At 39.4% G+C, this 25,252-nt stretch carries 19 protein-coding genes and 1 pseudogene; 11 read left to right on the top strand and 9 right to left on the bottom strand.

Annotated elements, in window-relative coordinates; translation table 11 throughout:
* The first annotated feature begins 147 nt into the window (after nt 1-147).
* The gene (locus E2I05_RS01270; RefSeq protein WP_121853658.1) at nt 148-651 is read left to right on the top strand and encodes a hypothetical protein; all 504 of its coding nucleotides are present in this window, start codon (nt 148-150) and stop codon (nt 649-651) included.
* 193 nt (nt 652-844) lie between these two features.
* Here E2I05_RS01270 and E2I05_RS01265 read toward each other — a convergent pair whose 3' ends face one another.
* Nucleotides 845-4,021 (bottom strand): hypothetical protein, encoded by a 3,177-nt coding sequence (locus tag E2I05_RS01265; RefSeq protein ID WP_121853659.1) that lies wholly within the window; start codon nt 4,019-4,021, stop codon nt 845-847.
* 244 nt (nt 4,022-4,265) lie between these two features.
* On the opposite strand from E2I05_RS01265, the gene E2I05_RS01260 reads away from it, so the two are divergent.
* Together E2I05_RS01260 and mtnC are read left to right on the top strand one after the other, a co-directional pair.
* Nucleotides 4,266-5,447 carry a tetratricopeptide repeat protein gene (locus E2I05_RS01260; protein ID WP_121853660.1) on the top strand — a complete coding sequence of 394 codons (1,182 nt, stop codon included), beginning with the start codon at nt 4,266-4,268 and terminating at the stop codon, nt 5,445-5,447.
* A 144-nt stretch (nt 5,448-5,591) separates the two neighbouring features.
* Entirely contained in the window at nt 5,592-6,269 is a 678-nt protein-coding gene (mtnC, locus tag E2I05_RS01255) for an acireductone synthase (protein WP_121853661.1), read from the top strand.
* A gap of 50 nt (nt 6,270-6,319) precedes the next feature.
* On the opposite strand, the gene E2I05_RS01250 is transcribed toward mtnC, so the two are convergent.
* The 5 genes from E2I05_RS01250 to E2I05_RS01230 all read right to left on the bottom strand — a co-directional run bounded on the left by E2I05_RS01250 (nt 6,320) and on the right by E2I05_RS01230 (nt 11,576).
* On the bottom strand, nt 6,320-6,736 hold the full coding sequence (locus E2I05_RS01250) for an acyl-CoA thioesterase (protein ID WP_121853662.1): 417 nt from the start codon (nt 6,734-6,736) through the stop codon (nt 6,320-6,322).
* A gap of 136 nt (nt 6,737-6,872) precedes the next feature.
* Complete coding sequence (locus E2I05_RS01245; protein ID WP_121853663.1) at nt 6,873-8,675, bottom strand: AMP-dependent synthetase/ligase; 1,803 nt, start codon at nt 8,673-8,675, stop codon at nt 6,873-6,875.
* An 80-nt stretch (nt 8,676-8,755) separates the two neighbouring features.
* Nucleotides 8,756-10,057: a hypothetical protein gene (locus E2I05_RS01240; RefSeq protein WP_121853664.1), complete on the bottom strand. Its 1,302-nt coding sequence runs from the start codon at nt 10,055-10,057 to the stop codon at nt 8,756-8,758.
* Nucleotides 10,057-10,920, bottom strand: coding sequence for an ABC transporter ATP-binding protein (locus tag E2I05_RS01235; RefSeq protein ID WP_121853665.1), 864 nt, complete (start codon nt 10,918-10,920; stop codon nt 10,057-10,059). Before E2I05_RS01235 ends, E2I05_RS01240 begins: the two co-directional genes overlap by 1 nt.
* A gap of 281 nt (nt 10,921-11,201) precedes the next feature.
* Nucleotides 11,202-11,576 (bottom strand): GntR family transcriptional regulator, encoded by a 375-nt coding sequence (locus E2I05_RS01230; RefSeq protein WP_121853666.1) that lies wholly within the window; start codon nt 11,574-11,576, stop codon nt 11,202-11,204.
* Between the two features lie 91 nt (nt 11,577-11,667).
* Here E2I05_RS01230 and E2I05_RS01225 point away from each other — a divergent pair, with 91 nt between their 5' ends.
* From E2I05_RS01225 to E2I05_RS01210, 4 genes are all read left to right on the top strand, one after another.
* Nucleotides 11,668-13,305: an alpha/beta hydrolase gene (locus tag E2I05_RS01225; protein WP_121853667.1), complete on the top strand. Its 1,638-nt coding sequence runs from the start codon at nt 11,668-11,670 to the stop codon at nt 13,303-13,305.
* 3 nt (nt 13,306-13,308) lie between these two features.
* A complete protein-coding gene (locus E2I05_RS01220) occupies nt 13,309-14,043 on the top strand; it encodes an ABC transporter ATP-binding protein (RefSeq protein WP_121853668.1) in 735 nt (244 codons plus the stop codon).
* Entirely contained in the window at nt 14,043-15,179 is a 1,137-nt protein-coding gene (locus E2I05_RS01215; protein ID WP_121853669.1) for an ABC transporter permease, read from the top strand. Before E2I05_RS01220 ends, E2I05_RS01215 begins: the two co-directional genes overlap by 1 nt.
* 369 nt (nt 15,180-15,548) lie before the next feature.
* Nucleotides 15,549-15,794 (top strand): hypothetical protein, encoded by a 246-nt coding sequence (locus E2I05_RS01210; RefSeq protein WP_121853670.1) that lies wholly within the window; start codon nt 15,549-15,551, stop codon nt 15,792-15,794.
* Nucleotides 15,795-15,859: 65 nt separating this feature from the next.
* Here E2I05_RS01210 and E2I05_RS01205 read toward each other — a convergent pair whose 3' ends face one another.
* The 3 genes and pseudogenes from E2I05_RS01205 to E2I05_RS22400 all read right to left on the bottom strand — a co-directional run bounded on the left by E2I05_RS01205 (nt 15,860) and on the right by E2I05_RS22400 (nt 18,912).
* Entirely contained in the window at nt 15,860-16,411 is a 552-nt protein-coding gene (locus E2I05_RS01205) for a hypothetical protein (protein ID WP_121853671.1), read from the bottom strand.
* A 331-nt stretch (nt 16,412-16,742) separates the two neighbouring features.
* Nucleotides 16,743-17,174 carry an IS200/IS605 family transposase gene (gene tnpA, locus E2I05_RS01200; protein ID WP_121853672.1) on the bottom strand — a complete coding sequence of 144 codons (432 nt, stop codon included), beginning with the start codon at nt 17,172-17,174 and terminating at the stop codon, nt 16,743-16,745.
* A 611-nt stretch (nt 17,175-17,785) separates the two neighbouring features.
* Nucleotides 17,786-18,912, bottom strand: a pseudogene (locus E2I05_RS22400) (ISAzo13 family transposase).
* Between the two features lie 1,040 nt (nt 18,913-19,952).
* On the opposite strand from E2I05_RS22400, the gene E2I05_RS01185 reads away from it, so the two are divergent.
* From E2I05_RS01185 to E2I05_RS01170, 4 genes are all read left to right on the top strand, one after another.
* Complete coding sequence (locus E2I05_RS01185; protein WP_121854800.1) at nt 19,953-20,660, top strand: hypothetical protein; 708 nt, start codon at nt 19,953-19,955, stop codon at nt 20,658-20,660.
* Nucleotides 20,661-20,768: 108 nt separating this feature from the next.
* Nucleotides 20,769-21,974 carry a Na+/H+ antiporter NhaA gene (gene nhaA / locus E2I05_RS01180; protein ID WP_121854799.1) on the top strand — a complete coding sequence of 402 codons (1,206 nt, stop codon included), beginning with the start codon at nt 20,769-20,771 and terminating at the stop codon, nt 21,972-21,974.
* A 211-nt stretch (nt 21,975-22,185) separates the two neighbouring features.
* The gene (locus tag E2I05_RS01175; protein ID WP_121854798.1) at nt 22,186-23,406 is read left to right on the top strand and encodes a threonine/serine exporter family protein; all 1,221 of its coding nucleotides are present in this window, start codon (nt 22,186-22,188) and stop codon (nt 23,404-23,406) included.
* Nucleotides 23,407-23,556: 150 nt separating this feature from the next.
* A complete protein-coding gene (locus tag E2I05_RS01170) occupies nt 23,557-25,176 on the top strand; it encodes a ShlB/FhaC/HecB family hemolysin secretion/activation protein (RefSeq protein WP_243641143.1) in 1,620 nt (539 codons plus the stop codon).
* The last annotated feature ends 76 nt before the right edge of the window (nt 25,177-25,252 follow it).

Below are 25,252 nucleotides of genomic sequence, written 5' to 3'. Positions count from 1 at the left end.
CAGTATACTTTCTTCCGCAACTTTCCTAAATACTTATAGAGACTCACTACATTTTTATATAATGTTTACATATATCTAAGATAATTAATTATTGAGTAGATATCATTTTTAATGATAGCGTAAACGATGTTTACTCGGAGAAACCTTATGGCAGTTTCATCAACAAAAATAATCAAAAGTGATACTTACCTACAGGATCCTACTCCTAGAAAAGTCCAATCTTGGGAGTTAAGTTACAACAAAACTTATGATGTAAGTAGTGATAGTGATAGTGATAGTGATGTACCACCGACTTTGGATTTTCTTTCTCAAGCAGTAACCGCCTCAGCATGTTCACAGCAGGAACGCGATTTATTAATGAGGCTCGATCAACCAAATTTTGGCCGGAGAGTTGAAGCGCTACACTGCACAGATTGCTTTTCTAAACATTTTTGTTCAAAGCATAAACCTCAGACATTGCCTTTAGATGAATATCAAGCTCACAAAGAAACTCAGGATCAATGTATCCAAGATATTATAGAAATTCAACACGAATTAACCGAAGCAAAAAGTAAACAAAAGCCTTGTAGAAATCTTGAAAAAGCACTTTTTCATGCTCGTAATGCCAAGGAAAAATTCAATCAAGATTTCAAGTCAAGACTCCAAAACTAAAGAGTTTATAAAGTTAATTGCAATTTATTAGCTTGTTTCGAGGCATAAACATCACAAAATTTATTTGAAGTTTTCAAACGCACTGGTTTCCTGCCTTCGCAGGAATGACAAGAAATTACTTAAGCAATACTGAAAATGTGGCGGATTAGGGCAATGCTGTAACAAAGGGCATTACGAGTTGAAACTTCTGTATTCACTTTCGGTTTTTCATCGCCCTATATAAAGCCCTAATGGCTTTACTTTCATCAGATTGAAGTAACTTTAAGAAACGTTTAAATGGCAAACCTGTTGATTTAAATAGAATATCTATTTCAGCACATTGCCTAGAAAAAAGTTCGCTGTCGACAAGGTGGATATTTTTGTTGTATACCGTAGCCGTCAGATCAAACAATATTTCAATGTGTTCACACAAGGCTTCATGTTTGTGTTTAGCCGAATGATCATTCTGGACTAAATTATTTATTTTTTGTACGCCACCTTCGACTGCCTCTTTTCCTATTTCAATGACAGCATTCGTTACTGTTAACGCAATAGCGACCTCTTCAGCAACTACCGACAATTCTGTAATATTTGCACATGTTTTACTAACGTGAAGTCCAATAGAAAAACACTCGTTTCTAATACGATCTAAATTTACAGATTTCATCTCTCTCACAAAGGAATAACGCCTTACTTCGTCAATCGCATCAGGATCAATTATCTCGTCATTTAATTCATTTTCAATTTCTGGAGACAGTGCCAGGAAGACTTTTAACTCTACTGTATTGGTTTTACCATTGGCTTTAATGATTTTGGTGGTTTGATCCATTTCATTCAGTAACACTTTTGCTCTCAATTTCATCTCAGACAACTGCATGTATAAAGGGACGTTCGTTGTCAGCTTTTGAATTTGCTCTACGATATGAATAAGGTTAACCACTAGCCCTAGACCAGGTACTGCTTCACCTATCATGCCTGAATTAGATCCAACAATATCAATGATTTTTTTTGCCGCACTTAGAAACTTTTTACTTATTGAGGCAAACTTTTTGGCATACGACAGACCTTCTCCTAAATAGTATTGAGTTTTTTTAAAATCCGTTGGGGCAAAATGTTCACTTTGGGTCAAACTCCCTGAATGGGACAATGCTTTAATCAAGTCGATAATTTTTATCATGCCATCTTTAAGTGCTCCAATAATTTCTAAGCTTGCAGATGCATCACCAACAGCTTCAGAAATACTTCCTTCAGAAAAGTGCGCCACCATTTCAGTGCTGGCGGCACCTACACCTATTGTTCCTGATACCAGCCCAGAAATTGGTTCAACAATGTCTTTAATGTTTTTTACTTTTAACTGTCTTATTGAATCAATTTGAGTGAGTACACTTGCGGCGAGCTCTATCCCGTGAAATACAGTTGTGGATTCACAATCCATATGTGATTCAACATCCAACCTTTGAAGCCATTCGGTATAATCATCAGTAGCATTAGCAATACCTGACATTGCATGCTCTCTAACACCCTTAAGTTCATCGGCAATGACCTTTAGTCTTCCTACTCCTGTCAAACTTCCGGTCACACTTTTTAACTCTCTTGCGCTTTCAATCGCTGTTTCACGTTGCTTTTTGAGTTCATGAGTCATCTCGGGAGTGGTGATTGTCGGAATAAAAACACTGGCTCTTCGGAGACATTTTTGCGCATCGAACAATTTTAAAAATGTGTTTGTTACTGCTAAGCAAGCTGAGGATTCGCAGGTTTCCATGGGTAGATTTATAGAGTGCTCAGATGAAATGCTGGATCTACCTGTCGGGAATACACTTTCAAATGTACTATCACTGTCAAAACTACCGACTCGAAATGCAGCACTTTCAGCAGGCCTTAATGGTGATACTGTTGAACGGCGGTGTGCGAACTTTGCCGACAATTTCATTTTTTGAACAATTTGTTCTTTAAATTCCTCCCTTTGTTCTACTTGTGCTTTAGTCACTGGGGTATATTGCCTTTGTGCCCTCGGTACATTTTTTACCACACTGGCAGATCGTAATTTTTTGTGAGGTTGTTCCTTTTTATGTGCATCTAACAGCGGTAAGTAATTCGTCCGAAACTCACCCACATGTCCAGAAAAAATGGTTATACCTCCTATCTCCATATTTTCAACTAATACCAAGCTCGGCTTTGAAGCTTTACCATGTAATTTATTATTTATCTTCATTAAAAATGTGGTTGCTGCTCCTTTAAATGATTGCAATTTTAATGTAGCCATTCCATAAGCGTTTTCACTTCCATTTCCACTTTCCGATAAGTTTGGAGTACTGACCCATCTCGATTTAGTAGGCGGCGGTAGTGAGAATATTTGTTCCGACCATGTCAAAGGATTAGCATCTTGTGCCAATTTTCGCTGACGCTCTGGTTCTGGTTCATCTTTGTATGGTAAATACTCTGTTTGAGGGAGATATTCAGTAGGTGATAATTGATCCATTTCAGTAATTGATACTGAACGACGTCTATTTAGTAAACGGTCTCCCTTTGTTTCATCATTAGCTTTTTCTCTGGTCACTTGGCTATAACTAGGCAACACGTTCACAGCTTCATATTCATCAAGATGTAATGTGTGTTTATCGATTAATCTTGTAATATCGTAGATATAACTTTTAAAGTCATTGAAGTGGGAAAATGTAGTACCATCGAGGTTCATTAAAAACTGTTGTTGCTGTTGAACAGACATGTTTTGAACCAAACCAAGTTGTGCGTATAAGCTTTCTTGTAACGTCATCTCTAACATCGTTTTTTGGCTAAAGTTAAAGCCTGCCTTTATTAAGCATTCAAAACCTTGCAAACTAAATCTCGAATAATGCTCATCAATATAATTAATTAAATTAATCCCATTTACTTTTAATGCCCGTAATTCTTGCTTTGATATTTTAGCCAATGCTAACGCCCGACTATTTTCACAATATTTAAAGAAATCACGTTCAAATAACTTAATTAGGGCAATATCACCAGAATTGTTTTCTTGAGTGAATGGCACATCTCTTTTTATCGCTTCAATGAGCGCTGCATCCATAGAAAACTGATAACAACAATGCTTATGAGAACTTAGTACTAAATGATGGATCACATTCATTCCAAACTTGTCACATGCCGCTGGTTTCTTTGATTTTTGTATGAGCATGATGAATACATCAAGATTACTGCTTTTCGCAGCTAAAATGATAAGCGGCTCATCACCCACGAAAATGTCTACATCAAACTCGGAGTGCAGGGCTAATATCCTTCCCACTTCGCTATCATCTTCGTCATTTACAGCTTTAATGATGTTCTGTTGTATTTCTAATGTTTTGTCAAAATCACCCTTAGGAGCAATACCCGTAACAGCAGTTCCAGTCAGCATATTTTTTTGCTCTCATGACAAACAAAAGATGACTTTGTATTATCATTTCGTCACGTTTATGCCAAACAATCAGTTGTTATACATGCCGTTTAAAAGTTAACTATTTGTAACCAAAAAGTCTTTCTAATAGCAAGCCTCTAAAATTACTCTGGTATTCAATTCATAAATGTTAATAACTTGCTTATTCGTAAACAATTGTTAATGTAGAGTGTTAAGCGAATGGAGTTTTATGCCGAGGTAGAAGATGAAGTCATTGATTAAAACTGTATTTTTTCTGATTTGTTCATTGCAACTGCAAGCTTGTTCTCACAATGCAAGGCCTTTAAAAGATCAGCAAGCTCCACCACCTAGTGTGAATATCAATTATGAACTTTTCCCCTCGTATGGTAATAAAGATTTTTCTCATCAACCCATTTTTCAATTATCGGAAAAACAACAGCAAATATTTTTAACCGATCATAAGCAACGTTTAAAAAATGGCGTAAGGCCAGATCAAGCAGTGGCGGATTTTTTACAAAGCAAATTGAGTAATTTCACATATTATGGTGAAACCTACGACGCGCAAACAACCATGTACCTCAATAAAGGAAATTGTATGAGTTTGGCGATGCTCACCGCAGCATTCGCTAAAATTGCAGGTTTAGAATTTGATTTTGTCGAAGTTAATACCATCCCTATTTTTGATAAACAGGGCAGTTTGATCATGTCTTCTAATCATGTACAAACTCGATTATATGATCCTAATTACACTCCTAAACCAAACAGAATAACCCTTGTTCGTCCCCATACTGTTATTGACTATTTTCCAGACTCGAACGATCACCGAGGTAAAAACATTGATCACTCAGAATTCATTGCAAAATATTATAACAATATAGCTGCTGAAGCCTTAATTGATGATCGTATTGAATTAGCCTTCCAATATGCTATGGCTGGATATAAAGCAGATGAGCATAATCCAGAGACACTCAATTTATTGGCCGTATTGCACAAACGAAGTGGTGACTTTGCCACGGCGGAGCAGCTTTATCTCGCGGGAATGCATTATGAAAGCAACAACATAAGGCTACTGTCAAACTACATCATTCTATTGGAGAGACAGCAGAGAATGGTTAAGGCAAATGCTTTACGTACTCAATTGGCTAAATTAGACGACCCCAATCCTTATAATTGGCTTGAACAAGCCTATATTGCACAAAGTAATCAACAAGATGCTGAAGCCATTAAATATTACCGTAAAGTGCTGAAGCTAGCTCCGTATGTACAACCTGCTTATTTAGGATTATATCAAGTGTATTTGAGCAACCAACGTCCTAAAGCGGCTCAAAAAGTACTTACAAACGCTTTGGAATGGAGTTATGACCCAGAACAGCGGCAAGGCTATAAATACAAATTGTATCAACTGAGTAAACCTCATTCACCTTGAGTTATAGTCTTTTTAACAAGGCTCAAAAGAATGTAATTGGTATTATTATTTCAATTACCCACACTTATTTGCTGGTCAAATGTCGCGATTCACTTTAGGATCATCCGTTGCATTATTAGCCTTTTTGTGGAGCCAAACCGTCTTATGGGTATTCGAGCCTTAATCGTCGACACAGCAGGAACAACAACGGATCTTTCTTTCATTGAAGATGTACTCTTTCCTTATTCAGCAAAGGTATTACCTCAATTTCTTGAACAACACAAAGACGATGTGTTGGTTGAAAACTGCATCTGTGACGTCAAAGACATTGCGTTAGAGCCAGATGCAAACCTTTCTCGTGTGAGCGAAATTCTTTTGCAGTGGATAAAAGAAGATCGTAAAGCGACACCATTAAAAACACTCCAAGGACTTATTTGGAAGCAAGGTTACAGCGACAACACTTTTACTGGTCATATTTATCCTGACTTTATTGATGCCGTTCAGCGTTATGTTAAACAAAATGTTCGTGTTTACAGTTTCTCATCAGGTTCGGTTGATGCACAAAAGTTATTATTTAGTCACAGTGATGGTGGTGATTTAACACCACTATTTAGCGGACATTTCGATACCCGTACTGGAAACAAAACCGACAAACAAGCTTATTCTAATATCTTAAACACCATCAGCCTTACGGCGAAACAGGTGCTATTTGTTTCTGATCGCATGGAAGAGTTAAAAGCCGCTGATGACGCTGGAATGAATGTGCTTTATATTAATCGCACACAGTCGTCTGAAAAATCGACATACAAAAAAATAGACTCTTTTAAACATCTGTCTTTTTAATTTTGTACGATTAAAGCGGTCACCATTCCGCTTTAATCTTTTAGAATCCGCTAGTTCGTCCTTTCAACAAAACACCTAGCCATAATGCGATGCTTTATTTCATCTGATATAGACAAGCTTTTAGCCGTTTTATAATCAAAATAAACCATAGTCGTTGTACACGTAGCGGTTTGTACCCCTTCTTGAATACAACGCTGATGCACATCAAAACTGGAACCACCGATGCGAGAAACCGTAGTTATGATAGTAACTGGCTTGCCATAATAGGTTGGAGCATCGAAACTGACATTAAAGCCTGCCAATATCAAATTCCACTCTTTAAGCTTAAGTGACGGGTTAAAAATTTCAAAAATAGGATCACGTGCCGCTTCAAACCACACGGGGAACACTGTATTACCAATATGCCCCATACCATCGGTTTCACTGAAACGGGGGGAAAATGTTGTCTCAAATCCTTTGCTTTGCATACTCAAGCCCTTGAATTGGTAAATGAACAACCCAGCCGCAAGCAGCGGGGTATCAATCTAGATTCACGAAAGAAGGTAGTTCGTCCCAAGGGACGGGGAATTAAACCCTCAGAGATTAATAGCGATTACATGATACTTAGCGTTGATACATTGCACTGATTTCATTCGCGTATTTATGATATATCATTTTACGTTTAAGCTTTAATGTAGGCGTAATTAAACCAGCTTCCATTGAAAAAGCATCCGGCAGTAAAGTGAATTTTTTTACCTTTTCGAAGTTTGCGAGCCCCTGCTGCATATCATTAACCCGCTGTTCAAAATGGGCAATCACTTTTGAATGCCGTAAGAGTTCTAAATGCGAGCTGTATTTCAATCCTTGCTCTTTAGCCCAAACTTCTAAGGTTTCATAGGCTGGCACAATCAAGGCTGTGACATAGTTTTTAGCATCTGCAATAACGGCAACTTGCTCGATATAAGGACAACAGCCGACTTTGCCTTCAACCCGTTGTGGTGCAATATATTTGCCATTCGAGGTTTTCATTAATTCTTTGATCCTGTCGGTAATAAAAAGATTACCCTTTTCATCAATATGACCAGCGTCTCCCGTTTTTAACCAACCATTTTCGAAGGTATCTGCCGTTTCTTGCGGGCGTCGATAATAGCCACGCATCACGCCATCACCTCGAACTAAAATCTCATTATTTGCCCCTATTTTTATTTCAGTGTCAGGCAAAGTTTGACCATTTGACCCCGGCGTTCGTTGCTCCGGTGTATTACAGGTAACAGTAGCCGTGGTTTCTGTCATACCGTAACCACATAATACTGGAATGCCAATTGCGTGAAAGAAGCGTTCTATGTTGACATCGAGTGCCGCACCACCACAAGGGATAAACCGAAACCTGCCACCTAAGAGACTTTTTAGCGGAGATAGCACTAACTTGCTTGCCAATTTCCACTGGACAGATAATATCAATGTTGATTTACGCCGTCCTTGCTCTACTTCGAATTGACGTTCTCCCACTGTCGTTGCCCAATGAAATAACTTCTGTTTGGCTGTGGGCGCATTAGACACTTTATCTTGAATGGCGCAATATACTTTTTCAAGAAAACGCGGGACGGCACACATGGTTTGCGGCTTCACCTTTGTCATTGCTTCTTTGATTTTACTGGTGTCGGTTAAATACACATTTTTAACTCCGCGGCACAAGCAGTAAAAGCTCCATCCTCGCTCAAAAATATGGCTCAAAGGTAAAAAGGCTAATGAAACATCACCCGCAGAAACCGATAGCTTAGTATCATGTTGTTTTACCGTGGATGCGATATTACGATAATCAAGCATCACGCCTTTGGGGTCACCTGTGGTGCCAGACGTGTATATCAGTGTGAGCAAATCATCCAAATTGCTGCCAGTTAAGCGTACTTTAAGTTCAATATCTACCGCAGCTACCGCAGGGCTTTGTGTTTCAATTAAAATGTTATCGAAATGAGCATCCTTGATATCAACCAAAGGCGTAGTAGCATCAAAAACAACGATTCGTAGCAGGCTTGGGCACAGTTTACGTAATTCACAGGCTTGCTGATAAGCCTCTTCATTATCCACAAATAAGATTTTCGCTTCAGCATCATTAATGATGAATTCGGCTTGTTCGAGAGTATTTGTTGGATAAATGGGAACCACAACAGCACGAGCTTTTAGAATCCCCACATCGGCACAGGTCCATTGCGGTGCATTTTGCGCCATAATGGCACACTTGTCCTGAATATTAATATCAGATTGAATGAACCATTGGGCTAGCTTGTTAGTAATAGTATCAAATTTTTTCCAGCTGACATGTTGCCATGATTCAACTGAATCATAGCCTTCTAAGGCTATTTCGTCAGGTCGGGTTCGGCTTTGCTTACGCAACAAAGAAATGAGGTGGTACTGCTCAAGGGACATAATTTTAGCTTACAACTGTTTCGCTTTTTGCGCATTTTACCTGAACCGTACCGAAACTCCACTGAGTTTTTACTCTAAATCTACTTCTTTGTTTTCCACAGTTGCCTTTTACCCATACTAAAAATCACTTCAGCTATTACAAATAAGATCACATTGCCAATCAACCAAAAGCTTTCGTCCCCACCATCACTCATCTGCTTAACGCCCATTGATAGCCATAATGATTGCCCGACGATTACTAGCATGGATAAACTGACTTGCCATATCTTTTGACACATACAACCTAAACCCAGTACCAATGCAGAGCCAATATAGGTGCTCATAGTAATATGTATTATATCGATTTTACTCAACTCTGGTATCCATACACTCATGACGCTTGAAAACAATGCAATACACATTGTGACAATTAGCAACAGTCGTCGTTGACCACGTATGAATTGGGAGATTAATTCAGACAAACCACTATGAGTTGGTAACAGGTAAAGTAACTCAAACGCTTTATGCCGTTGAACTCGTGTCCAGTGTACTAATGCACAGGTAATGATGAACATTTGCGACAATAAGGCGAGTGTCGGAAATTGCCAATGAAATATTTGGTTTGCAGCTTCAAGTACCACAAAGGCGATCATCAACAACACAAGTAACACTGATAATGCGTTGCCCATGAAGAAACCAGCAGGATGTAAGTACTTATGTACTTTTTGCAGCCATTTTCCACCAATATTAGGGACAGAAAACATGCCCATTTCGGCGCCGCTTGTGTAAATCCCTTGAGCATTTGGTGACCATTTAACCATGATAAGGCCGCGCACTAACTCCGCTAAAATAACCAAATTTCCCAAGGCTAACCAATGAATGGAAACAGATATTTCTGAGTCGCCGAAAAAAGCAGGTATAACAAATAAAAACCCGGCCGCAAAAAATAATTTAGGAATGAGCAAACACAAGCGAACGAAACTTAACCCAATTGCTGTTACCACCAATAAATGAGCAAGTATGCTCATATCAAAAAACTTCCAACTTATTGCTGTGCCAAGTGCTATTTGTAGCAGTGATATCGTGCATGCTTGGATCAACAAATTAGAAAATAAATGTGGAATTAATCTTATCGACTCATTGCCGCGCATTCGATTAATCATCCAACTGGTAGCGGCAAAAACACTAATTATGCTCATGCCGTACAGTAAGGAAAAAATTTTAGGTACATCAGTAACAAGTGCCATGAACGAAAAAACAGCCGCCAGCAGTGCAGTAATTAAAAAACTGGCACTGCCAATATCAAAACACCACAACCGAATCATGCCACGGTAAGGGTTTCGCCAAGATTTACTAACTTGAAGCTGTGCTGACGGTTCGCAGGTAAGTGAGTGCTTAGCCATTATCGGTGCAACTCCACAAACAAGTTTTCTAAATTAAGTTTTTGTTCACTGACAATGCCAGACAGTAGCTGTTGTGGCTGCGTATTATTGATGAGCCAGCGTTGCTCACAGCCCGCAAGTCGATGCACATAAGAAGGTAATTCAGAATGCTCAGCTAATGTGACTAGAGTGACTTGCTCTCGCAGCGCATCAATTTCTTCAAATAACACTAACTTACCATTTTTAAGTAAGGCGACATGGCTCGCAACACGTTCAATGTCAGAAGTGATGTGAGATGAAAACAACACCGCAGAGCCGGACTCCAGTGCCAATTCAAATAAATCGGCCATAAATTTGCGCCTAGCAATCGGATCAAGGCTTGAGACAGGCTCATCTAAAATCAGTAATTTAGGGCGATAAGCCATGCCCATGATCAAAGCTAATGTTTGTCGCTGCCCCACTGATAACTTTTGTACAGCTTGGCGACCATCAAGCTCAAATCGTTGCAGCCATTGTTGCTGGAGATCATGATCCCAATTGGTGTAAAAACTGCCATGTAAGTCTAACGCCTTATCGACCGTAAACCCTTCATAACCAACCGGTTGTTGTTGTACATAACCAATGCATTGTTTTGCCGCTGCACTCAAGGTTTGCGGAGACTCTCCTAAGATTGAAATGTCACCGTCATCAAAGATCGTAATCCCTAACGCGCAACGCATGAGAGTCGATTTACCCGCGCCATTTTGCCCAAGTAAACCCACAACCATGCCGGGATAAAGCGTTAATTCGAGTTTGTCTAAAGCTATGATAGGCGCTTTTCCTTTTACACCGGCGTATGCCTTACTGACTTGAGAAAATTTCAGTACAGGTGTCAAACAGTCCATTTTATTCCCTTTCTCTTATTTACTTACACTTTCCTGATTATCTACAAAGCTCAGCGAACTTTGCTGTTACTCCAGCGAAGGCTGGAAACGAAATAACGACAGTGTTGCGTGTCGATAGTCGAGTGCCATTCTCATTTTGTAGAAAAACACTGGATACCAGCTTACGCTGTTATGACGACATAATAACTCAACTTTTCAATACCTTATTTAGTAAGCAGTAACTTTGACTGAGCTTTATGGATACTCAGGTACACTTTTATGTGATCAAGTTATTTATACATTCAAGTCTGCCAGTATTTTTTAATGGATGCGGCAAGCTGCGTATCGGTTACACCCAATTGCTTGGCTTGCTCTACCAACTTTTCAATTTGATCATCTAACAAACTGATGCCTGAAGTGGCTTGGTTAGCTGGCTTTTCTGCAACACGAGTGGCCTGCCCACGGCGTCGTTCTAACCAACCTTGATCCACGAGTTGCTGTATGGCACGTGAAACCGTCATAGGATTCACAGCAAGAAACTCTGCCATCTGGCGAACAGAGGGCAGTACATCTTGCGCATGTAGCTGTTCGCCCACGATTAACCTCACAATTTGCTCATGCAATTGTCGATAGATGGGTTCGCCACTATTAGGGTTGACATTAAGTAATTCTAACATTAGCCTATACTGTATTAATTGATTAATACACTGATACACCGATACAGTAAGAGTATCATAGTTGATTTGTTTTGCAAAAAAGGAACTTAGTATGGATCATCGAGCCTCTGCCGTTTCAACAACATCGGCAGATCAATCCCCCACCATAATGGTTGCCAGCCGCAATAATAAGGCAAGCAATAGCAACAAGTTTGGGGTTACCATGAGTGTAATGCTTGCCTCACTGTCTGTTTTCATTTCTTTATTTACGGTAGTCGCCATTGCCGATGAGCCAGTAAGTGATTTGAATGTAGCCAGTAAACCAATAGAGCATTGCTACCTCAAAGGCGTCAGCGATCGGCTTATCTGCGGCAGTATTAAGGTGGCTGAAAACCCCAATAAACCTGATGGCAAACAAATTGACATCCATTATGCGGTGATCCCAGCCATTAAGCCCTCTTATCCTCAAGAAGCTATGTTAGCGATTGCAGGTGGCCCTGGACAATCAGCCCTTGATAATGCGGCGGGTTTTGATCGCATGCTCAGTCAAGTCCGAGAACAACGTGATATTTTATTGATCGATCAACGTGGCACTGGCCGTTCTAATATTTTGAGCTGCGAAGTTGGTGATATAAATGCGCTTACATACAACGATGATGATCTTGATACACCCGCTGAAACTAAAAAATGCCTACAAGCCAGCGACAATGACGTCACTCAATACGGTAGTGAAATAGCATTGACCGACTTTGAAGCCGTACGCCAACATTTGGGTTATCAAAAACTGCATATCTATGGTGTATCTTATGGTACACGCATGGCTCAGCTATACATGCGTCATTATCCCCAAAGCATTGCCACAGTATCCCTCGATGGTGTAGTACCAATGCAACAAAGCGTGTTTGCGATCAGTAATGCCATTGAGCGGGCAACACAATTAATGATCAAAGACTGCAAACAAAGTGCGACTTGCAATGAACAATTTCCAAATTTACAACAAGCCTTAAACGATGTGGACGCTCAATTGGCCGTAGCCCCGTACAAAGGAATGGTGTCAGATCCTTATACCAGCGAAAAAACTGAGCTGGTGTTCACTCGAAGTAAGTTTCAAACCAGCATTCGCTTAGCCTTATATAGCACCAGTACTCGTGCGCTATTACCACATGCTATATATCAAGCCAGTCAAGGTGATATGCAAGCAATGTTAGGTTTGTATTCTCTGTCAATTGGAAGCCTAGACTTAGCCATGGGTATGCATGCATCCGTGGTATGCGGTGAAGATTTGCCTCGGATCACAGATAAAATTCGTACTCAAATGCAAGCCACTTATACGGGCAAAACCATGCTAAAGGGCATCGAAGAAACCTGTGAAATTTGGAAGATGCCAACAGTAGAGCATAGCTTTAGTGAGCCGATTAGCAGTGATATTCCAACGCTATTATTGTCCGGTGAATTAGATCCAGCAACACCACCAGCATGGGGAGATTTGGCCACAGCTAAATTAGCCAACTCGCTTCATCTTGTCGCGCCGTATGCAACTCATAATGTTGCCGCACAATCTTGTGCTAACCAGCTCATCGCAGACTTAGTGACTTCTGGAACAGTAAAAGATATTGATGGCAGCTGCCTCGATAAAGACGTCAGCCGAAGTTTTTATTTAAATGCCAGCAGCGTGGAGGTTCTTCCTTCAGAATCTGCAGTACCTTCAAAAAACCAAACCTTTACAGAATCAGATAAGGCCAAGGATTAAGCCATGATAAAAGTAACCAACTTAACAAAACGTATCGGCGACGTTCAAGCCTTAGACGATCTGAGTTTCAGTGCTGAAAACGGTCAAATAACCGGACTATTAGGTCCTAACGGTGCCGGTAAAACCACCTGTTTACGTACTCTGTTTGGCCTATTACAGCCAGACTCTGGCACCGCTGAAATCGAAGGCATTGATGTCGCCATCAACCCCATTGAAGCCAAACAACAATTAGGGTTATTTCCTGATCCATTTGGGCTTTATGAACGTTTAACTCCTAGAGAATACATCAGCTATTTTGCTACATTAAGTGGCTTGTCCACAGTCGAAGCCAAAACAGCAACCCAAAACGTCATTGAACAATTAAAGCTCGATGATATTGCCGATCGTCGCTGTAAGGGGTTTTCACAAGGACAACAAATGAAAACCGCCTTAGCGCAAGCCATCGTTCATCAGCCAAGTAACATTATTCTGGATGAGCCGACGCGTGGCTTAGATGTTATGAGCACGCGCTTACTCCGTGATTGCTTGCAGAATTTGAAGCAACAAGGACACTGTATTTTATTTTCCAGTCACGTCATGCAAGAAGTCGCCGCGTTATGTGATCAAGTAATTGTAATGGCAAACGGAAAAGTCGTTGCAATTGGCAGCCCAGATGAACTCTGCCAACAAACAGGAAAAACCTCACTTGAAGATGCATTTATACAGCTTATCGGTACAGACGAAGGGATCGCAGCATAATGAGCATATTAAATACCCTAATTAAAAAAGAATTGGTGGACGCCATTCGTGATAAACGTTCTGTCATGGCTGGTTTGTGGTATGCCTTAGGTTCGCCCATCATGGTGTGTGGTTTATTTATGATTCTAATAAACCAAATGTCGAGCCCTGATGATTTGAAAATTGAAATCCAAAACCCAAGTAACGCACCAGATCTCATTCGTTATCTTAACAGTGCTGATATTAGCCACTCAGATGACGTTGACGATCGTAAAGACATCACTTTGATCATCGATCCGAGCTATGCAGAAAATATGGCTAAAGGCATACCAGCAACAGTCATTGTTGTTGCTGATAATTCAGAGCAAAAATTGCAACAATCAATTCGCCGTCTGAAGCGTCATTTACAACGTTACAGCAGCGAAATGGGCAGCTTACGGTTAATCGCACGAGGCATCAATCCTGCTGTTGTTCAACCCCTGAGTATCCAAGAACATGATCAAGCCACGCCAAGCACCAAAGGCAGCTTTTTACTTAGAATGGTGATCATGATGATGATTTATTCAGTGTTCATTGGTGGCATGAACCTCGCTATCGATACCAGTGCTGGGGAGCGTGAGCGTAATTCATTAGCCTTGCTACTCAGTCATCCGCTATCGACTGGACAAATCATCCTATCTAAAGTCGCTGGAGTATCCATTTTTGGCATGGGCGCACTGCTGTTAAATATGGTCGTTTCGAAGTTTGTTTATCCAATGATACCATGGGAAGAAATGGGCTTTAGTATTACGATTAGCCTTGAGTTTATTTTACTAATGGTACTGGTTGCTCTGCCTGTAGCCATAATGGCCGCGTCAATACAATTGTTTGTGTCTTTCTTATCAAAGAGTTTCAAAGAAGCACAAACTTACATTACGTTAGTACTCATAGTGCCAATGATGCTTTCTATGGCAGCTAGCTATAATATTGCGCCAGAAGTCATGCAATGGTTGCCAGTATCAGGTCAGCAGCAAGCGTTGGCCAGCTTCATTAAAGGTAAAGGCTTACCCATGACTCAGTTATTAGCCTCCACCGCAGCAACATTGGCTATTGCTGGTTCGCTCATTTGGGGAATGAAAAAATCACTTCGAAGTGAAAAAATCATTTTTGGGCTGTAGGTTTTTGAAAGCGGTAAAATTATCTTAAAAGGACTTTACCGCTAATTAACCTGAGTTCAGGTTAATTAATCCTATATAAATCGGTTGAGAGCGTTAATATACGCAGAAAAACTTACTGATAGTAAGGCATGAATAGCAGCAAGTAGTGGTTACCGACATACAAAACTGTCGTTACTTCGTTTCTACTTGCAAAATTTATAACTCAGCTAGCGGTGATTTTGGCAAGTATATGAATGTTCAGCACTCAACTGATGGGTGAATTAGAGTTGTTTAATTTTGTACTTAACTTCAATAATTTAAAGTTAAATTGTGCGTTCAACCGATTTATTTAGGTTAATATATGGAATTCGAGATACTAAGGAAGGATAAATGAACATGGACGACAATACCGCGATTACCCTGATTGTTTTTGTGTGTGTCGCAGCTGGCGCATTAAAACATTACTTTAACGCTAAAGCACAATTTGCTAAACAATCGAAGACAAATCTTGCATTAAAGCAGCAAATTATTGAACTTCAACAAGAACACTCGCAACTAAAACAGCGTATCCAAACCTTAGAAGCGATTGTAACTGATGAGGGAATACAACTGAAACAGAGTATTAATGAACTTTAAATACTAACCAGTTAAAATAAGCAAAAAAGCTGGCTCGAAATTAAGCCAGCCTTTTACCTAAATGCTTACTTAGTTAATGTCTTGAACTTAGGATCTGAAACAACTTGTTTTAGTAAGTTTTGCACTGCAGGGCCAAAGGCGTCAGCAACATTTTGACAAGCGGAATACGCATCCCAGCTCGTATCAAAACGATAATCTGTAGAAACTTCATATGAATTTGAGTTGTTAGAAGAAACTCGCATTCCTATTTTCCAGCTTGCTGGTGAGATAGAGCTGAACTTAATTTCTGTAACTTCTGCACTAATAACATTTTTCGAATTTACATCATAGACTTGTGCTAAGAATAACTCTTCTTGAAACGCATCTTTAATATACTGAGAAAGTGTCTTTCCTGGAGCCACTTTTACGGGGCCCATCAATCTGCACATTGGACTTTCATCGACACCAGCAGCAGGTTTAATATCACCTAGTGTAATTTTTTCTCCCGAATCAGCAATCGCTTGTTGAATCGTAATAACATTAGCTGTAGAAGCTTTGTAAGGAATAGAGTTTGTTGTCGAGCAACCAGAAACAAACATGATACTGACGAGCGCAGATAATCCTATAATTTTCTTCATTACAATTTTCCTTGTTGTAATAATATATAAATACATTTTTTAGAGAGTATGATAATTCAGCTGTAAAATATCACAGATAGTTTTTTTGTTCACCCCATACCTTCCCAAAAATGCCTTGTTTAAGCATCAAAATTATCACCATTTAACTTTCAACCAACCACCCCATCAAATTATGAATAAAAAATCAAAATTCAAGAATTTAATTACAAAAATACTGTTATTCGAATACTCGCGCCCTTAAACAATAAAAAAACAAGTTAAATTACCTCCGGCTAAGCCGGAGGCTTATTATGTTACGCCCTCGAAGGGCTCAAATTGCGCCCAAGGCGCGCTAAATTCCGAACTTTAGTTGATCTCGATGAGCATCATCTTTTTCTTGATTTCGAATATATTCTCGCACCATTGTTTCATCTAAACCGACTGTTGAAACAAAATATCCTCGAGCCCAATACTCCTCTCCAGCAAAATTTCGTTGCCGACCTTTGAAGTTTCTGGCAATTGATATTGCGCTTTTGCCTTTTGTAAAACCTGCTACATTTGAAACTGAATATTTGGGCGGAATACTTAAACACATATGAACATGATCAATCATCAAGTGCCCTTCTTCTATTACAATTCCTTTTTGAGCTGCTAAGTTATGAAATACATCACCGAAGTGTTTTCTGATTGCACCAAAAATCAGTTTTTGTCTTCTCTTTGGAATAAAAACGACATGGTATTTACAATCCCATCTAGTATGAGACAAACTCTTATAATCTCGCATAGGTACTACCTTCTAGCTTTTGGTCGAGCTAAGAAGATAGCGATACCGTCGTAAAGGTGGAACCTATGCGAGTCTCCCCAGCTGAGCTGGGGGTTTACCTCAGATTAATTAATAGCTATTTATAAATACTTTTTAGCTATAAAAAGTTTTCGTTTATATCATGCCTTAATACAGCAGAATGTCAGTCACTATTTGTTATATATACAAGTAGTAACTCTGTTTAAGTATACTCTTATGCAAATATTATGGTGTTCAAACACGTACAACATTACAGTCTCAGCTGCACTCAATGAGTTTACTGAGCTTCTTAAAACCAGTGTTCGGTTAGCTGTTACTTGGACGCCTTTTAAGGGAGAGTCAGTAGATCGGATTCATGGTATCAAACGTCATGACTATGCATTCATCAATTTCGATTGCACTTTGAGCACATACATAAGTACCTGTCGATAAGTCCTTTGATAATTATTGTGTTCAGATTTAGTGCTATACAAGACGAAATGTAGGGCGCATAGCCGTAGATATGTAACCGAAGTTGCAAGACCGTAGAGTGCTGAAACTGGGCACTAGAAAATCTTAAGAAACTTATGGTCAGGTACTTAGGGATCTAGCATTTAAAAATCTACCGCAATTGGAGTGATTGTAAGATCCCACTTTGGTAATTCACTATTTCTGACTATTTTACTTTCCAGCTCTTCTTTTTCTTTGTTATTGAGCTTGACTCCTTTTGAGTAAATTTTATCAATTAAATTGACTACTGGGCTCATCGCTTTCCATGTCATTGTTTTTGTCCATTCTATTACCGTTTTGGCTGTACTCAGTAATGTGCCATTCCAATGCCTCTCTAACGATGACCAGACTCGTTCTATCGGGTTGTACTTACTGTGGTATGGCGGGTAGTAGACGTTTCGAATCTTGAGTTTCGATTGTTCACTAAACGCTACTAATCTAAACAGGTATTGAGTACGACAGCCACTATTTTCAGGACCATTATCTGAAAAAATAATGAGTTCTTCCACTTCTAGATTTTCACTTTTAACTGAATCCCACCACCATTCAAGTGCGTCACAAATGAAGTCACTTGTTTTATTTGAGTTGCCATAAAAAACATGAAGTTGATCATTGTCGAGGTTAAGAATTCCGAACGGGATCATTTTCTTTTTTATTTCCATATCATGATCCAACGCTTGAACAGCATCAGCACTACGAGATTTACCGTAACGGGAATACTCACCAACATTAACTGTCGCTTTACAGTCGATACTAATACGGATGACTTTTTTATTACCGGTTGTTTCTTTATTGATTTTGTTTACGTTTTCAAAGATAGCGTCTGTTTGAGGAATTTTTTTTGGGGTTTAGTTTTTTGGACTCGTCGAAGTCTGTATCCCAGTCGATTTAATATGTCGTTAATGGTTCTTTCTTTAGGTAATTCTTCAGGTAGCCAGCCTTTTTCTTCAATTAACTTTTTTCTGACGCCTTTCGCTGTAATTCGGGTATACACAAACGTATTTTTAAACTTCGGGTCGGCTTGCGATTCAGGATCTACTAACGCTCTAATATCTATTTCTAATTGAGGCTGACTCACTTCACTTCGAGGTTTTCCGTCATAGTTTCCGAAACACTCGAAGCCCGTTTCTTGTTCATGAAGCCCAAGCGCAACAGCCTTTCGACACCAGCCAAATTCTGTTTCAGTTAAGCGTGGACTCCCACAGCAGAAGGTTTTGGATACTTCGGCCATAAAAACTCTTTTCTCCATCCCATGAAGTTTACTGGATGCAAGTTTAATTATCCTTTTGGACTCACTAGAAAGGTAAATTGAAGTAGACATTTGGCTGCAACCGTAAATTACTCTGTTTGGATTATACGTCGGTATAACCTAAGTCGCAGCATCCCTTAGGAACTGTCCCAAAATAACTTCCCTGTTTTGCTGTCGTTTATTTTTGAGCTTATACAAGGCGAAGAAAGTGTGGTGTAGTTACTCTACATAAGCTTTCGACAACACAGTAGAAGCCAAAAATAAATACAGCCCAAAGGGTTACGCTTAAAACTGCCACTCTCTGCGTTACTTATTTTTCATTTAGAATAACTAAACTTCATTCTTCGTGCCTTGATATTGACAATTTTAAGCAGTAACAAATCGGTAAGTTATTTTGAGACAGTTCCTTAGCTCTGAGTTGAGCACTTAATTACTGTAATTGGTATTATTGAATAAATTCGCTATTGTTGGCGCCCGTGGCGAACGAGATTATGGTCGTCAAGGTCAGCTTGCATTTATTAATAAACCAAGAGCCCTAGGTGTAGAGCTCAGTTATAAATTTTAATTCATCAGCGCCCTTTAAAATTAATCTTGAAGGGCGGTTAATGGCTCAATAAATAAAATATTTTTAATTATTTTTTTGTGCAATCATCTCCCATTTATACTGATTTTTTTCAACAAAAAATTAGGACTTAATTCATCAATGAGCAAGCACATTAAACTTTATTTATAAAAGCAAGTTAACTTGACCAAAGCAGCATTGCGCGCCGATAATTAATGTACAGAAAGAAGTAGATCAGTAAATGATGAGATAGCAAACTTCAACAAAAGTATGAGAGAAACTGTTATCAAACAAGAATAAGCATGGAAGTTTAATTATTAATAAAAACAAGTGATGACTTTACTTGTATTCGTCACAATATCCCACATTTACCAACTACTTAATTTAAGTCAATGATGATTGAGTTTATTGATTCAATGTAAACAATAACCAACAAATTGATATGTAGCGAGAGGTTGTTATGTCTTTTCTAACCGCATTATCTCAAGATTATAGTTTATCCCAAATATCTCAAGCGCGAATGATAAAAATGATGGCCGCGACCACGGAAGATGAAGCGGTATCTATGGGTATATTGGATAAACTTTTTGACAGTTTACTTCGCAATGGCACAAAACAAAATGTCCATAGACAACTTTGGGACGCGATGAACTCTGGCGATTTAAGGTCAAACTGTTGTGATGCGTTGCATTTTAATCCTAAGCTCGCCAAAAAACAGGCAAATGGCTTTCTTCCCGATAGTCAAATGAAACGTATGTGGCGCATGCAGGATAAGCTTGGTGACCAATCACCTCACGCATTCGCCGTTAAACTGACTCCTATTACACCAGAAGATCCTAGAGATGGATACTTACTGACGGTTAAATTAGGTAATAAATCAGTCTTTAATCAAGGTGTAATTCCCTGTCCGAATCCAGCATCGACGGATAAAGTTGATAAATTGGATCGTGTACGATTTTTGACAACAGCTGCACACGTTTTTGCCTTAACCGTTAAGTTCTCATCTGAAACTGAGAGAGTAACAGAGCAGCAAGCAAGAGAGTTTATTGAGCTTGTAGGCGGTGTTCAAGAAGTAAAATCATCCCGTATAACTCAAATATTAGAATTAGTGACCGTCGGAGAACAAACGTTAACACAGTACGTCAACATTGTTACTAACAGTATGTAATACACTAATCTATTCACTAAAAACGCAGTATAAATCTATTCATTTAGACTTACTGTTCCCACTTTTGCTATCTTAAGTATTCGACAACTTACTGTGTGTTAAATACTTATGCTTGCTCATTCTCCAAACTCGTCTATTTCGTCGTTTTTAAAGCTCGAATCTGCTGGCGGTATCATTTTGATGATTTCAGCAATGCTAGCCATCATCATAGCAAACACCTCCTTTGAGCCTTATTATCAGCTGCTATTATCCACCCCTGTTGAAGTCCGAGTTGGCAGCCTTGAAATTGCTAAGCCTTTATTGTTGTGGATAAATGATGGGCTGATGGCCATATTCTTTTTTCTGGTTGGTCTCGAATTAAAACGAGAATTATTAGAAGGGGAGTTGTCAAACAAAGACAGCATTATTTTACCTGCTGTTGGAGCCGTTGGCGGGATGGTGGTGCCAGCCTTTGTCTATCTCATATTCAACTACAATGACCCCAGTGCTCAAAGTGGTTGGGCCATCCCTGCGGCAACCGACATTGCCTTTGCTTTAGGAGTATTAGCTTTACTTGGTTCCAGAGTACCTATTGCTATTAAAATCTTTCTAACATCATTAGCTATTTTTGATGACATAGGGGCCATTGTGATTATCGCCTTATTTTATACATCAAAAATTTCATTATTAGCACTCATTATTGTTGCCTGTTGCTTGCCAGTATTAACTTGGTTAAATCGCTCTGGTGTCGTTGCTAAAAGCCCATATATTCTGATCGGAGTAATAATGTGGATTGCCACATTAAAATCTGGTGTTCATGCCACATTGGCAGGGGTGGTTTTAGCCATGTTTATCCCACTGAAAGCCAAACCAACAAATGATGCAACAACCGTCGAGAGTCCGCTTAAAAGTTTGGAACACGACTTACATTCTGTGGTCGCCTTTTTTGTGTTACCAGTGTTCGCTTTTGCCAATGCGGGAGTTAACCTTTCAGGTGTTGATATGCAGCAATTACTTCATCCTGTCCCTGTTGGCATTACATTAGGGTTATTTTTTGGTAAACAAATAGGAATATTCGGATTTTGCTGGTTATTCATTAAGTTAAAACTAGCTAAATTACCCAATAGTATCTCTTGGTTAAGCCTTTATGGTACAGCCGTACTTTGTGGAATTGGCTTTACCATGAGCTTATTTGTGGGGTCATTAGCCTTCGAGGCGACCGGAATAAACAAAATATTCGATGAACGACTAGGTATTATTATTGGCTCCGTCACTGCGGGCGTATTTGGATATTTTGTTCTCAAAATCAGCTTAAAAAAACAAGCCGCAAATTAAACTTTTTCATTAACTTGTAATATTTTACATTTATAACAAAACATACAAAAATGCAGACTTAAAACCATATGGTTATAAAGTTTGCTTTTTTTGTAAATTTTAGTCGCTTTATTGAACATAAATCAGTTACTATTCGCAAAAATTTGAAATGACAATCTCTTGATTTAATAGGATTGAACTTAGTTATAACTCATTTTTATGGACACTGGCAGTGAACGACCAAGAATTCCGCATAAAGCGCAAGTTTATTATCAAGTTAGGCAAGGCACTTCATAAGTTTGGGACGCCTGCGTTTCGACTTGAAGCACATCTAACAAAAATCTCTCGTAATCTGGGATTAGAGGGCAACTTTGTTATTTCTCCTACATCAATGACCTTCGTTTTACATCACGATGAAGAGCAAGAGTATAACCACTTAGCTCGAGTGAAACCGGGCGATCTTGATTTGGGTGCTTTGGCACGAACTGATGAATTAGTGGATGAACTAATATCTGGCCAGCGTAATCTAAATGAAGCGCTGGAACGTCTTGATGATATTGCTGAAAAACCTAATCCATACGGAATAGCCTTAACCATGATGGCTTTTGGTCTTTCCGCTGGTGCTTTTGCCATGTTGATGAACACCAGTTGGAATGATGTTTTCTGGTCAGCAATACTAGGTGTTTTTGTTTTTGGTTTAGTCCATAAAGCTGAATCTTCAAATAAAATGGCAGAAATGCTCGAGCCTCTTTCTGCGATGCTTTGCGCGATATCCTGCTGCGCTATCGCACTGATCGATCCCAGCATTAATATCCCAGTCGTCATTTTGTCTGGGATCATTGTATTTGTACCAGGGTTAGCATTAACCATTGGACTGGCAGAGCTTGCCGCTAGGGATTTAATTTCTGGAACGGCACGCATCATGGATGCCATGATGTTACTTTTTAAGCTCTATTTTGGCGCCGTATTAGGGTTAGCCATAGGCCATGCACTATTTGGCTATGTTCCATCAACAAGTTCGCTGCCGCTGCCTGACGGTGCAGTATGGGCCGCTGTACCTTTACTTTCAATTGCACTTGCCATCATGTTCAAAGCGCGTATTAAAGATTCTCCTTGGGGAGTGTTAGCCGGAATTGTGGCTTATTTTTCAGCAATACTAGGTGGGCATTATATTGGCGACACCATAGGTATTTTCTTTGGTGCTTTAGCTGTTGGCGTTTATTCCAATCTTTATTCTCGTTGGATGAAAGCACCTGCTTCAATCGCTTTATTACAAGGTATCGTCATTTTAGTACCAGGTAGTAAAACCTATATTGGCTTAAACACCTTGATTTCTGGAGAAACCATGCTGAACCAAGCTCAAATAGGTTCACAAATCTTTTTGATCTTTATGTCGTTAATTGCTGGATTGATTTTTGCCAACGTTGTTGTCTCCCCTTCTCGAACACTATAATTTTATAGCTTTTTCATAGACACCTTTGCCCTAACGGGTGAAGGTGTACTTTCAGATGCTATAATTAAGCTAGGCCTATTCTTGACTATTGGCTCGTAACTGTGTGTTATTTATTCATTGAATGGTATTAATCGACACTTTGGAGCGCAGATGCTCAAGCATATCTATCGATTCGTTTACTGTCTTATCATTGCTTGCTGTCCTTTTACTTATTCTGCCAACTTGAAACTAAACAACACTTTTACCGTCGATAACATCGTCGTCATTAATCACAGTATCTTCGATGAATCCGCTAAAAACACGATATTTATTCATCGCTGGGCGAATGAATTACATAAAACCACACGTAAATCCGTCATTCTTGAGCACCTTAATTTCCACGAGGGTGCCATCATCAAACCAAAAGACATTGATGAAGCACAACGCATACTGAGGGCACAACCTTATCTGCGAGATGCTAAAGTCTATATTGCCCAAGCCGATCCTTTGTCTGATCGGCACAGTGAAGGAAAAACCATTGTTGTCGAAACATGGGATAACTGGTCTTTATTGCCGACAATCAACTATGGTCGCAGTAATGGAGAGAAAAAATACTCAATTGGAGTCAAAGAAGACAACTTCATCGGACTCGGGATTAGTACACGAATAAACTACCAATCAAACCGCGACAGAAGTGGTTATCTGTTTGCAATATCAGCTCCTTTTCAATTAATAAAACACGCTAATGTTAGTGCTGACTTCTACCATAATGACGATGGGAAGCGGTTTGAATTTATGTTTGAAAAACCCTTTTATACCCTTGCTACCCCTTTTGCCTATTCGACAAGCTACTTAACCGATCAACGCACCGATAATTTTAGACAAAACGGGAACATCATCGAGCAATTTGAGCATGAGATCCAGTTCATCAATCTTAAATTTGGCTGGTTAAATACCCAAACATCTCGCTCAATTTCTCGACTCAGTTTAGGCATTACCAAAGAGCAACATGACTTTGAGTCGTCAATGAACTCGTTACAATTTCAGTCTCAACGGCCTAGTCGAAACTATCTGTATCCATGGGTAGGTTATGAGTATTTGCAAGATGACTTTAAAGTGCTCACCAATGTCCGTTTAATCAATCAAAAAGAAGACGTTAACTTAGGTTGGTATCACTTTTTGCGCTTCGGTGTAGAAACTGAAGATCGTGCTTCAAAGAATCAACCCGGATACCACTTAAGCTGGCAAACAACAAAAGGCTACAGTTGGAATAACCACTTATGGCTTTTTAATGCGAATGCAAGAGCCACACTAGGCACTCGATTGCCTGATTATTATATAATGAATGTCCAAGCTGAATATTATTATCAAATTACTCCCAAATGGATCAGTTACAGTAAAATTCGATTAACTCAATCCAACAATCTCCCACTCGATTTATCCAACACGCTCGGTGATGACAATGGCTTACGAGGCTATCCTGATCAATACCTACATGGTGATACTTCATGGCTAGCGACCACAGAGCTCAGGTATATACCCAATATCAATTTATATCAGTTGGCCGATCTCGGTTGGGTATTATTCACAGATATTGGGCATGTAACAGGCGGGCGAGCAAGGTTGAATGAAGAAAATAATATTGCTGGAAGTATCGGTATTGGTGCTCGGCTCTACTCTTCCAAATCAAGTTACGGCAGCGTCGCACATATCGATTTGACGTATCCGTTTACCCAAGGCACCAAAGTTGGCGGTTTCGAGTGGCGATTTCAGGTGAGAAGCCATTTTTAACATTAATTTTTCCTCGCTATTACAGCAAGATCTAGCTAATTTGCACATCTCCTTCTACTTTTATTAGATGCATTTA

The sequence above is a fragment of the Parashewanella spongiae genome, assembly GCF_004358345.1.
Classification (GTDB): Bacteria; Pseudomonadota; Gammaproteobacteria; order Enterobacterales; family Shewanellaceae; genus Parashewanella; species Parashewanella spongiae.
This window is presented reverse-complemented; position numbering and strand designations above follow the sequence as displayed.